The sequence below is a fragment of the Novosphingobium terrae genome (assembly GCF_017163935.1).
In the GTDB taxonomy this organism is placed as follows: domain Bacteria; phylum Pseudomonadota; class Alphaproteobacteria; order Sphingomonadales; family Sphingomonadaceae; genus Novosphingobium; species Novosphingobium terrae.
In genome coordinates, this window is record NZ_JABVZR010000001.1 from 2,168,630 (window position 1) to 2,180,454 (window position 11,825).

An 11,825-nucleotide genomic window follows, 5' to 3' on the forward strand; every position below is an offset into this window, starting at 1 on the left:
CCTGCTTTTCGAAAGACTGCCTGATGCGCGCCCTGCCCTGTGCCCGACTGCTGACCCTTTCGGCATGCCTTCTTGCGGCGAGCCCGGCGCTGGCCGAGCAGATTTATGAAGGCACCGCAGGCAATGCCCGCATCGTGATGGCGCTGGATGACGACAAGGGTGAGGTCAGTGGCCACTACTTCTATCGCGCCACAAGGCTGGACATCGACCTTGCCGGAGAACGCCACGGCAATGCGGTCACGCTGGCCTCGCAGATCACCGGCGACCATCTGACGCTGACGCAATCTGCCGCTACCCTCTCCGGCACGCTGACCACCGCCAAGGACCAGAGCCTGCCGGTCAGCCTGCATCCCGCCGCCCCGCCACGCGATCTGCCCCAAGATCTGCCGCCCAAGCTGGAGCCCTATGAAAAGCTTCAGCTTGCGGGCCTGTCGCTTGCGCCTCAAGAGCAGGCCAAGCTGGGCGGCAAAACCATCCGCTGGTATCGCGAGGGTGTTACGGGCCTGCGCCTGTTCCGGCTGGAGAGTGGCTACCCCGCGCCCGCCATGGCGGCGATCAACCATGCGCTGGCCCGGCAGCACTGGGAGAATGTCTCGGCCTCTCTGGGCTGCACCGGATCGGATGGCCACTCCGGCCTCGATATGTCGCAGGCCTCTACGCCATGGCTGGGCACCCATGTGGTGAGCTACACATGGAGTTCGAGCTGGGACTGTGCCCATGCGGCTCACCCCGATTTCGGCACCGAGGGCCATAGCTTCGATGCCATCACCGGGCGCGAGCTGACGCTGGATGCGGTGCTGCCCTTCGACAAGGGCGCCATTCCCGCGCAGGACAGCGATGCATGGTATGCCTATCGTGACAAGGTCTTCGCCCCGCGCCTGATCGCCCTGCTGCGCCGCTATCACCCGCAGGAGATGAAGGTGCCCGCCAAGGGCGCCGATGACGATTGTGACTACACCCAAGCCGATGTCTGGAATTTCCCCTCATGGTCGCTGGGCCCCAAGGGGCTGTGGGTCGGCGCGATCTTTCCGCGCGTGATGCGCCCTTGCGACAGCCCGGATTGGGCGATCATTCCGTGGTCGGCGCTGGCCGTCAAACCCTGACGCCTGCGAGGGAATGTGGCCGATGCGCGCCGGGCGGAATGGCTGAGAGGGACCCGGCGCAGCCCCTGAAACGTACCGTTTTCACCCGCTACGAAAACACAAAGGAGCCCGCGCATGATCATTTCCCACGATGCCCTGGTGCTGGTCGCCGATGGCCGCAAGCGGCTGCTGCTGCGCAATGGCGGCAGCGCCGAGGAAATCGCCCTCCGCGTCGAGGAGCATGAAACGCACGACAGCCCCGCTGACCGCGACCAGAAGAGCGATGCGGCAGGTGCTGCCTCCTCCACGCAGGGCGGCGGCACCTTCGCCCCTTCACGCGGGACGATAGGCGAGACCGACTTCCATCAGCAGGAAGAAGACCGTTTCGCGATCCAGACCGCCGATCTGGTCAACCGCATGGCGCTGGAATCCGCCTTCGAGACGCTGGTGGTGGTCGCCCCGCCGCAAGTGCTGGGCACCTTGCGCAAGCATTACCATGGCGAGGTCAAGGCGCGTCTGGTCGGAGAGCTGAACAAGGACCTCACCTCCATGCCAGTGCCCGATATCGAACAGGCGCTGCTGGCGGCGTGATGGACCATGCAGGGCGCCCCCACAGGCGCCCTGCCCTTACAGAGGATGCCCGCTGCGCAGATAATCGGGCCGCACGATCTCGCGCAGCGTGACCAGCGTTTCGAAATCGCGCACATTGTCGTCAGCAGCGAGTACCTCGTCGGAAAAGCGCTGATAGGCCTCGATCGAGGGCACGGTGACGGTCAGCAGGAAATCGGTGCGGCCTGTCACATTCCACGCGCCGATCACCTCCTCCCGATCCGCCAGACGCGCGGCAAAGTCCTGCTCCATGCGCAAGCCGCTCTGGTTCAGCTCAACCAGCACATGGATGGTGATGGAGGGCGCCAGACGCGCCGGATCGATCACCGCCACATCGGCCATGATCACCCCCGTCGCGCGCAACCGCCGCAACCGCCGCAGCACCGCGCTTTCCGACAGGCCGACCTGCGCGGCGATGGTCCGCGCCGGTTCCAGATTGTTGCGACGAATGATGGCGATGATTCGCCGGTCAAAGTGATCGAGATCGACCTGTTCCGCCACAATGCCTCCCATAATGGTGAAATCCGTCACCTGATGCATGATTTCGCCGCCCTTCGCCAGCGCAGCATCGCTATAGTTGGCCCATGACCTCGGTTTCCGCCTCGCCCGCCGCATCCACGTCGTTCTCGCGCGCGCTGCCCTATCTGGCGCTGTGCGGCTCGATCACCTCATTCTGCGTGGGAACATCCTTTGGTAAAAGCCTGTTTCCATTGGTTGGAGCGCAAGGTACGGTCAGCTATCGCGTGGGCTTTGCCGCGCTGATCCTGCTGGCGATCTGGCGGCCTTGGCGCCAGCCGATCAGCCGCGCCGATCTGTTGGCCACCATGCGTTATGGCGCGGTGCTGGGGCTGATGAATTTCTGCTTCTATATGGCGTTGCGCAGCATTCCGCTGGGTCTGGCCATCGCCATCGAATTCCTCGGCCCGCTGACGGTCTCGCTGCTGCATGCAAGGCGGCTGACGCATATCGCCATGGTGGCGCTGGCAGCGGCGGGACTGGCGCTGCTGCTGCCCCTGCGCCAGATGAACCATGCGCTGGACTGGACAGGCGTTGGTTTTGCTCTGTGTGCGGGCGTGTTCTGGGGCCTTTACATCGTCTTCGGCAAGAAAACGAGCCATCTGCCCGGCGGCCAGACCGTGGCGCTGGGCATGGCCACAGCGGCGCTGGTGGTGGTGCCCATCGGCGTCTATGATGTCGGCACGACCCTGCTCACCCCCGCCCTGATGGCCAGCGGCCTGGTGGTGGCGATGCTGTCGAGCGCCCTGCCCTATTCCCTGGAAATGATCGCGCTCAAGAGCATTCCCGAAAACCGCTTTGGCATTCTGCTGAGCGTCGAACCCGCAGCGGGCGCTCTGGCCGGCGCGCTGATCCTTGGCGAGACACTGACCCCGTTGCAGCTGCTGGCCATTGCTCTGGTGGTGGCCGCCTCGGTGGGCAGCGTGCTGATGGGCGACAAGGTCCCCGAACATGCCAAATGCGTGGGTGACCCACTTTAAAGCGGGGGCTTTTGCTTTGGGCATGCTGCTGCTAGGCGCGGCGCATGCTTAATCTGACGGGAATCACGGTCCGCCTGGGCGGACGCACCATCATCGACGACGCCGGGGCCAAGCTGCCCCCGCGCGGGCGCATCGGCCTGATCGGCCGCAATGGCGCGGGGAAATCGACGCTGGTGCGCGTGATCGCCGGCATGCTGGAGCCGGATTCCGGTTCCGTCAGCATGCCGCGCGGCGCCCGTCTGGGCTATATCGCTCAGGAAGCGCCGGGCGGGGATGCCACGCCCTTCGAAACGGTTTTGGCCGCCGACACCGAGCGCGCCGAGCTGATGGAACTGGCCGAGAATGCAGGTGAGGAAGATCTCCACCGCCTCGGCGAAATCCATGAGCGACTGATCGCCATCGATGCGCATACCGCCCCCTCGCGCGCCTCGCGCATTCTGGCGGGTCTGGGCTTCGATGAAGAGGCGCAGAACCGCCCGCTGGAAAGCTTCTCCGGTGGCTGGCGGATGCGCGTGGCGCTGGCCGCGCTGCTCTTCTCGCAGCCCGATCTGCTGCTGCTTGACGAACCCTCGAACCACCTCGATCTGGAAGCGGTGCTGTGGCTGGAGGATTTCCTCAAATCCTATCCCGCCACCATTCTGCTGGTCAGCCATGAGCGTGATTTCCTCAACAATGTGGTCGATCACATCCTGCATCTTTCGGGCGGCAAGCTGACGCTCTATCCCGGCGGCTATGACGCTTTCGAGCGCCAGCGTGCCGAACGGCAGGCCCAGATCGCCTCGGCCCGCGTCAAGCAGCAGGCCGAGCGTGAGCGTCTGCAGGATTACATCGCCCGCAATTCGGCGCGTGCTTCCACCGCCAAGCAGGCGCAGTCGCGCCAGAAGGCGCTCTCCAAGCTGCAGCCCATCGCCGAGATGATCGACGATCCCTCGCTCAGCTTCGATTTCCCCAATCCGGATGAATTGCGCCCGCCGCTCATCACGCTCGATCTCGCCTCGGTGGGCTATGGCGACAAGACGATCCTGAGCCGCCTCAACCTGCGCATCGATCCCGATGAGCGCATGGCGCTGCTGGGCCGCAACGGCAACGGCAAGACCACGCTGGCACGCCTGCTGGCCGCGCAGCTGACGCCGATGGATGGCGCGATGAACGCCAGCGGCAAGATGCGCGTGGGCTATTTCACGCAGTATCAGGTGGAAGAGCTGGACCGCGACGAGACCCCGCTCCAGCACATGACCGCGCTGATGAAGGGCGCGACGCCGGGCGCCGTGCGCGGCCAGCTGGGCCGTTTCGGCTTCTCGGGCGACAAGGCGACCACGCAGGTCGGCCGCCTGTCGGGCGGTGAGCGCGCGCGTCTGGCACTCGCGCTGATCACCCGCGATGCGCCGCATATGCTGATCCTCGACGAACCGACCAACCACCTCGATGTGGATGCGCGCGAGGCGCTCATTCAGGCGCTCAACGCCTACACCGGCGCGGTGGTGATCGTCAGCCATGACCGCCACATGCTGGAAATGACCGCCGATCGTCTGGTGCTGGTGGACAAGGGCACCGGCAAGGATTTCGACGGCTCGATCGAGGATTACATCGCCTTCGTGCTGGCCAAGGAGCCTTCGAAGGAGGGCAGTTCCGCCTCCAAGGGGATGAACAAGAAGGACCAGCGCCGCGCCGCCGCCGAGGCCCGCGAAAAGAGCCAGGAGCTGCGCAAGCACGCCAAGAAGCTGGAGGGCGAGGTCGAGAAGCTGACCAACACCCGCAACGCCATCGACAAGGCGATGTTCGATCCTTCGACCGCGGAAAAACACCTCACCAAGCTGACCATGACCGAGCTGATGAAGCGCCGCGCCGAAACGGACAGCGCCATCGAGGCGGCCGAAGCGGCATGGATGGAGGCCAGCGAGGCGGTGGACACCTTTATGGCTCTGGCCCTGTCGGCGTCTCAGGCCTGATGAGCGTCGCCTTCCGCCGCGATGGCGATGACGAGCATCTGGAGCCCAAGTTCGAGATCCCCATCCCGCCCGGCCCCAATCTGGTGACCGAGCGCGGGCTGGCGTTGATCGGCGAAAAGCTGGCGGCCCTGGAGGTAGAATTGGCCAAGGGAGGCGAGGAAGCGCAGATCAACGCGCTGAAACGCGAACTGCGTTACTGGACCACCCGGCAGATCACGGCCGAACTGGTGCCCGCGCCCGATGGCTCCACTGTGGCCATCGGCACGCGGGTTGCCTTCACGCTAAACGGAAAGCGCCGCGATCTCTCCATCGTCGGTGATGACGAGGCCGATCCGGCGCAGGGCAGCATCGCCTTTTCGGCGCCTTTGGCTCGCTCGCTGATCGGCGGCGAAGAGGGGGAACTCCTGCCCTTCAACGGCAAGGAAGACGCGATTGAAGTGCTTGAGATCGCGGTGATCTAAGGCACTTCAGCCTTCACCCTGCGCCTGTGCTTCCTGGGCGCGCTCCATCATCTCCATAAAATCGCGGGCCGTGTCGCGGTCCGCCGGGTCCTTGAAGGCCACGTCCAGATCGGGCGCGGCCCCCAGCATGGTGAGCAGCGCCCAGAGCGCGAAGCGGCGCCCGCGATCCTCTTCCATCCCCAGATCGACCTGCATCTTCTCGATCCCCGATTCGAGCGCGCTTTGCGGCACTTCGGAAAGATCGGTGGTGGCGAAATAGCGGCGGAGTTGATCGTCAAAATCCATGCGGCCCGCCCTAGCACATCATGCGAAGCCCCGCATCGGCCAATTTCCGGCATTTGCGAATGCGTTGCAAAAGCCAATCATCGCAGATACAGTTGGGCAAATTCCGATACACAACAGCTATTGAGAATCATTATTGACTGAATGAAGGAATACCCTTAGGTCGCCCCCAACCACAACAGGGGGAAATCATGAGCAAACTCTCCAGCCCGGCACGCGCCCGGGCTTCGCTGGCCTTGTCCTGCGTCAGCACCGCGATCCTGCCCTTCACCGCCGCCGCGCTTCACGCGCAAGAGACCAAGGGCGAGGAACGCTCGCTGGGCGGCGTCACCGTGTCCGATACGGCGATCGATGATGTGGAACTGGGCCGCCGTCAGGCCTCGCCCAAGGCCGTGCGCCCCCTGCGCGACACACCCCAGACCGTCACCGTGCTCTCGCATGAGGTGCTGCAGCAGCAGAACATCATCTCGCTTCAGGAAGCGCTCTCCACCGTGCCGGGTATCACCTTTGGCGCAGGCGAAGGCGGCAGCGGCTATGGCGACAGCATCACCCTGCGCGGCTACACCGCCAGCAACGACATTCAGGTCGATAATGTGCGCAGCAGCGCGCAATACACCCGCTCGGACAATTTCAATGTCCAGCAGATCGAGGTGACCAATGGCGCCAGCTCGGTCACCAATGGCTCGGGCTCGGTGGGCGGCACCATCAATCTGGTGAGCAAGCGCCCGCTGGACCGCGACCAGATGCTGGTCACCGGCGGCGTGGGCACCGCCAACTATTATCGCGGCACGGTGGACATCAACCGCCACCTGTCAGACAGCGTGGCCTTCCGCCTCAACGGCATGGTCCATCACAATGACATTCCGGGCCGCCAGGTCGAAAAGAACGACCGTTGGGGCATCGCACCCGCGATCACCGTGGGTCTGGGCACGCCCACGCGCCTGACGCTGATGTATTACCATCAGGAAGACCGCAACATTCCGCAATACGGCCTGCCCTATTTCGCCAACAATGCGGCGGGCACCAATGGCTACACCGGCGTGCTGCCGGGCGTGGACCGCAGCGCCTATTACGGCTTTGCCAATTACGACACGCAGCGCATCAACTCGAACCAGATCACCAGCATCGTCGAGCATGATTTCAGCAGCAAGGTTAAGCTGCGCAATCTGATGCGCTATGATCAGGTCTCGCAGTTCTCCCGCTCGGACGGGCCCGAGGGCAGCTTCTGCATGCCCAATGGGCTGACGCCGGTGGGTCTCGCCTGCGCCACGGGTCAGGCTGCGGGCACCTTCGTGCCGAGCGGCGGCTCGCGTGGCAACACCCGCGATACGCAGAACCAGATGTTCTATGAGCAGGCCGATCTTTCGGCCACGGTCAACACCGGCGGCATCGAGCATACGCTGGATGCTGGCCTGCAGGTCTCCAAGGAGTATTACAACCTCTCCTCGGGCAATTCGCAGCGCACGGCGGCGGGCGCCACGGTGGCGGTGCCGGCCTATAATCTCTACAATCCGGGGCTGAACAACACCTACACCGGGCCGGTCAATTTCATCGTCGGAGCCAAGAGCCGCAACGATATCGAGGACTATGCCCTCTATCTGTTCGACGCCGCCAAATTCGGTAGCCATTTCGAGCTGAACGGCGGCGTGCGTATCGACCGCAACATCGGCCATTCCACCGCCTACACGCTGGCCACCGCCACCGGCACGGCCCCCACCACCGCCAATCTGGTGACGCCGGGCTCGGCTGTCACGCTGGGTCAGGCCACCACGCGCACCGATCTGCGCAATGCAGCCACCATGTTCTCATGGCGCATCGGCGCGGTCTACAAGCCGGTGGAGGCTGTCAGCGCCTATATCGCCTATGGCAATTCCAAGACGCCTTCGCAGAACACCGTCAACGGCGCCTGCACCAACACGGCGGCCACCGCCACGGCAGCTGCCAGCGCCACCTGCAACACCGCTCCGGAAACCGCCAAGAACTACGAGGTCGGGCTGAAGGCAGAGGTCGCCAAGGGCCTGCTGCTGACCGCCGCCGTCTTCCGCAACGAGCGCAACGCCTATAAGGTCGTCTCGGGCGATCCGACGGTGCCCGATCAGACCAACCAGGGCCAGTCGCGCGTCAATGGCGTGGCGCTGGGCGCCAGCGGCAACATCACGGATCGCTGGCAGGTGACCGCCAACTACACCTATCTGGACAGCAAGCTGATCCGTTCGGTGTCCAAGCTGTGTCTCGCCAATCCCGGCACCGGCTCCTGCACCAACACGGCGGCCTATCCCAACCCGGGCGGCGGTTCGGAACTGGTGCAGACGCCCAAGCATTCGGGCAGCATCTTCACCACCTACCGCCTGCCCTTCGGCCTGACGGTCGGTTACGGCGCGACCTATCAGGGCAGCTTTGCGCTGAACACGCCTTCGACCACGCCGGCTTCGCAAGTGGTCTATCGCTCGAAGTCCTATGTCGTGCACAATGCCACGATCTCCTATGACGTGACCAAGCGCCTCAACGCCCAGATCAACGTCAAGAACATCGGCGACAGGCTCTATTACACCCGCATCCGCGCCAACAATGGCTGGGCCACGCCGGGTGACGCGCGCTCGGCCACGCTGACCGTGTCCTACAAGATGTAAGGCCCCGGCCTTCACATGATTGGACGGTTGGCCTTGACGGGCCAACCGAACCGGGCGCGGAGAAAGTCCCTTTCCGCGCCCGGTCTTGCGTTATGAGGCCGTAAAACGCACAAGACCCGTTCCTGATTTGCGTTAGCGCATATCGCTGGCATCAACATGGGCTTAAAAACCCGCCGTCACCCCTTCGAAAGAACACCCATGCTGCTGCACATCCCTTCCTTGCTGAGCGCCGAAGACCTGCAACAGGCCCGCGCCCTGCTGGAGGAGGCTGAATGGCAGGATGGACGCACCACCGCCGGGCATCGCGCTCAGGGGGTGAAGCGCAACCAGCAATTGTCCTTGGAGAGCCCTCAAGCCCAGCACCTGGGCGCGCTGATCGGCAACCGCCTGATGCGCAATCCGGCCTTCCTGTCCGCCGCCCTGCCGCTGCGCATGGTGCCCCCGCGCTTCAACCGCTATGAGGGCGAAGGCGAATATGGCAACCATGTCGACAATGCGATCTTCCCGATCCCCGGTACATCGCAAAGCGTGCGCACCGATTGCTCGATGACCGTCTTCCTGAGCGAACCCGACGAGTATGACGGCGGCGAACTCATCATTCAGGACACTTTCGGCCAGCAGGAGGTGAAACTGCCCGCAGGCGATGCCGTGCTCTACCCCGGCACCAGCCTGCATCGCGTCACGCCGGTAACGCGCGGCGCCCGCCTTGCCTCTTTCCTCTGGGTGCAGAGCCTTGTGCCGCAGGACCATCGCCGCCGTCTGCTCTATGATCTGGACCAGTCGATCCAGGCCTTGTCCGCCGATCATCCCGAGCATGAGAGCGTCGACAGCCTGACCAACGTCTATCACAATCTGCTGCGCGAATGGTCGCTCACATGAGCGCCCTGCCTGAAGACCTCCACACGCTGGGTGATTACGAAAGACATGCCGCCACCCGCCTGCCCTCCGCCATCTGGGGCCATATTCAGGAGGGCAGCGGTTTTCACGGCGCCCCCGACAATGACCGCCTGGCGCTCGATCGCATCAAGCTGCTGCCCCGCCGCCTGACCGACTTACGCGGCGGCTCGACCGCCATCGAGCTGTTCGGCCAGCACCACGCCACGCCGATCCTGCTCGCCCCCGTGGCCTATCAGCGCCTTGCCCATCCCGAGGGCGAGTTGGCCAGCGTGCGCGCCGCCACCGCCATGGGCCTGTCGATGGTCCTCAGCACCCTGTCGAGCGTCACGCTGGAAGAGGTGGCGCAGGCCGCGCAGGATGCCGCGCGCCAACTGGCCCAGCCCGAGGTGCCACACTGGTTCCAGCTCTACGCCCAGCCTGACAGGGATCACACGCTGGCACTGATCCGCCGCGCGGAAGAAGCGGGCTATCGAGCCATCGCCTTCACCGTCGATGCGGCGGTCAAGCGCGCGGGCTTTCCGCTGCCCCCGGGTGTCGAAGCGGCCAATCTGCGCGGCTTTCCCACGCAGCAGCAGGTCACCAACCATGGCGCAATCCTCTTCGGCACCCCGCTGACCGAGAACGCGCCTCGCTGGGAGGATGTCGCGTGGTTGCGCAAGCAAACCAGCCTGCCGCTGCTGATCAAAGGCCTCGCCGCTCCCGAGGACGCGCGCATGGCCGCCCAAATGGGCGCCGATGCCGTTGTCATCTCGCACCATGGCGGGCGGGTGCTGCCCGGCATGCCCTCCGCGCTGGAACTGATCGCGCCGATCCGTAAAGCTGTCGGCCCCGACCTTCCCTTGCTGGTCGATGGCGGCCTGCGCTCCGGCACGGATATCGCCAAAGCGCTGGCTCTGGGTGCTCAGGCTGTGCTGATCGGGCGGCCGCAAATGCATGCGCTGGCGGTCGGCGGCTTTACCGGCGTTGCCCATATGCTGCACATTCTGCGCGCCGAACTGGAGCTGGCCATGGCGCAACTGGGCTGCGCCAGCGTCTCGCAGCTTGGCCCGCAGCATCTGTTTCGCGCGCCCTGATTCCTCCCCATCCATCGACAGGGCGAAGATTGACATGGCCCTGTCACACACAGAATACATGACGCGCTTTCGCGATCATGGCCATCGGGGCCGACCACGCAGAACTGGAAGGCGGCCCGGCGGATGAGCGGCAACCGGCAGATCCCCTGGGCAGGCATGTTGCTGGCCCTGCTGACAAACATATGCCTGGTCTGGGCCAGCGTCTCGCTGCTGATCGTGGCGGTGGTGGCCGGGGTGTGGTTCTTCTCGCTCTGGGCCGACCGGTTGCGCAGCGAGGAGGAGGAGCCTGCCCGCCAGCCCATCTCCGAAAGGCCGGATCTGGATGCCATCGCCCGCAACGCCATGGAAGCCACCGTCGAATCGGTGAGCGTGCCCATGATCCTGACGGACGAGACACGGATCCGCGCCGCCAATGCCGCCGCACGCGCCGTGCTGGGCAAGCATCTGGTGGGGCAGGACACGCGCATCGCCCTGCGCCACCCCGACGCGATCCGCCTGCTCGACCAGCCCGACGGCTCGACGGTGACCGTGCCCGCCCTGACCGTGACCGACAGCGTATGGCACCTCACCCGCCACGGCATCGATGCGCGCTACCGCGTGATCGAAATGCGCGACCGCACCGCCGAGGCCGACATCAGCCGCGCCCATACCGATTTCGTGGCCAATGCCAGCCATGAGCTGCGCACGCCGCTGTCCTCGATCATCGGCTATGTCGAAACGCTGAGCGATGCGGGCGACAAGGTCGATGGCGCCCTAACCCAGCGCTTCCTCGGCACCGTGCTGCGCGAGGCGCGGCGTATGCAGACCCTGCTGGCCGATCTGATGTCGCTTTCGCAGCTGGAAGCCGAAAAGCACGATCTGCCCGAAACGCGGATCGAACTGCCGCAACTGGCCCAGCGCGTGGTGCGCGAATTCGCTCCAGCGCCGGGCGGCGCAATCCGCGTGGAATTCGACAAGGGCGAGGATGCCCCCGTCGTGCGCGGCGACGCCAAGCAGCTGGAACAATTGCTGCGCAACTTCATCGATAACGCGCTGAAATATGGCGATGGCGAAACCCCGGTCCGCGTGGTGCTGAAAGCCGCGCCGCGCAACATGACCGAGCTGAGCGTCACCGACACCGGGGCCGGCATCGCCCCCGAACACCTCCCTCACCTCACCCGCCGCTTCTACCGCACCGATCCGGGCCGCAGCCGCGCAGCGGGGGGGACGGGCCTTGGGCTGGCCATCTGCAAACACATCGTCGAGCGCCATCGCGGGCGGCTCGATATCGCCAGCAAGCTGGGTGTGGGCACCACCGTCAGCGTGAGGTTGCCGCTGGCCGCTGATTGACGCTTTTCAACGTGAAA

General features: G+C 64.8%; 11 protein-coding genes. 9 read left to right on the forward strand and 2 right to left on the reverse strand.

The features are described from left to right. The first annotated feature begins 23 nt into the window (after positions 1-23). Positions 24-1,103 carry a hypothetical protein gene (locus HGK27_RS09895; RefSeq protein WP_206240373.1) on the forward strand — a complete coding sequence of 360 codons (1,080 nt, stop codon included), beginning with the start codon at positions 24-26 and terminating at the stop codon, positions 1,101-1,103. A gap of 114 nt (positions 1,104-1,217) precedes the next feature. Then, the gene (locus tag HGK27_RS09900; protein WP_206240374.1) at positions 1,218-1,673 is read left to right on the forward strand and encodes a host attachment family protein; all 456 of its coding nucleotides are present in this window, start codon (positions 1,218-1,220) and stop codon (positions 1,671-1,673) included. Between the two features lie 36 nt (positions 1,674-1,709). Here the strand turns inward: HGK27_RS09900 and HGK27_RS09905 are convergent, their stop codons facing one another. Beyond that, the gene (locus HGK27_RS09905) at positions 1,710-2,231 is read right to left on the reverse strand and encodes an Lrp/AsnC family transcriptional regulator (protein ID WP_206240375.1); all 522 of its coding nucleotides are present in this window, start codon (positions 2,229-2,231) and stop codon (positions 1,710-1,712) included. A 44-nt stretch (positions 2,232-2,275) separates the two neighbouring features. Between HGK27_RS09905 and HGK27_RS09910 the strand changes: the two genes are divergently transcribed. The 3 genes from HGK27_RS09910 to HGK27_RS09920 are packed head-to-tail and all read left to right on the forward strand — an operon-like array spanning position 2,276 to position 5,597. Continuing rightward, positions 2,276-3,187, forward strand: a complete 912-nt coding sequence (locus HGK27_RS09910) for an EamA family transporter (RefSeq protein ID WP_206240376.1) — start codon at positions 2,276-2,278, stop codon at positions 3,185-3,187. 44 nt (positions 3,188-3,231) lie between these two features. Beyond that, complete coding sequence (locus HGK27_RS09915; protein ID WP_206240377.1) at positions 3,232-5,136, forward strand: ABC-F family ATP-binding cassette domain-containing protein; 1,905 nt, start codon at positions 3,232-3,234, stop codon at positions 5,134-5,136. Next, the gene (locus tag HGK27_RS09920; protein ID WP_206240378.1) at positions 5,136-5,597 is read left to right on the forward strand and encodes a GreA/GreB family elongation factor; all 462 of its coding nucleotides are present in this window, start codon (positions 5,136-5,138) and stop codon (positions 5,595-5,597) included. Before HGK27_RS09915 ends, HGK27_RS09920 begins: the two co-directional genes overlap by 1 nt. Before the next feature lie 6 nt (positions 5,598-5,603). On the opposite strand, the gene HGK27_RS09925 is transcribed toward HGK27_RS09920, so the two are convergent. Further along, positions 5,604-5,882: a hypothetical protein gene (locus HGK27_RS09925; protein WP_206240379.1), complete on the reverse strand. Its 279-nt coding sequence runs from the start codon at positions 5,880-5,882 to the stop codon at positions 5,604-5,606. A 188-nt stretch (positions 5,883-6,070) separates the two neighbouring features. On the opposite strand from HGK27_RS09925, the gene HGK27_RS09930 reads away from it, so the two are divergent. The 4 genes from HGK27_RS09930 to HGK27_RS09945 all read left to right on the forward strand — a co-directional run bounded on the left by HGK27_RS09930 (position 6,071) and on the right by HGK27_RS09945 (position 11,808). Next, positions 6,071-8,509 carry a TonB-dependent receptor gene (locus HGK27_RS09930; RefSeq protein ID WP_206240380.1) on the forward strand — a complete coding sequence of 813 codons (2,439 nt, stop codon included), beginning with the start codon at positions 6,071-6,073 and terminating at the stop codon, positions 8,507-8,509. A gap of 198 nt (positions 8,510-8,707) precedes the next feature. Further along, positions 8,708-9,388: a Fe2+-dependent dioxygenase gene (locus tag HGK27_RS09935; protein WP_206240381.1), complete on the forward strand. Its 681-nt coding sequence runs from the start codon at positions 8,708-8,710 to the stop codon at positions 9,386-9,388. Beyond that, the gene (locus HGK27_RS09940; RefSeq protein WP_241127009.1) at positions 9,385-10,479 is read left to right on the forward strand and encodes an alpha-hydroxy acid oxidase; all 1,095 of its coding nucleotides are present in this window, start codon (positions 9,385-9,387) and stop codon (positions 10,477-10,479) included. The genes HGK27_RS09935 and HGK27_RS09940 overlap by 4 nt, the downstream gene beginning before the upstream one ends. Before the next feature lie 123 nt (positions 10,480-10,602). Further along, positions 10,603-11,808 carry a sensor histidine kinase gene (locus HGK27_RS09945; RefSeq protein ID WP_241127010.1) on the forward strand — a complete coding sequence of 402 codons (1,206 nt, stop codon included), beginning with the start codon at positions 10,603-10,605 and terminating at the stop codon, positions 11,806-11,808. Positions 11,809-11,825 lie beyond the last annotated feature (17 nt).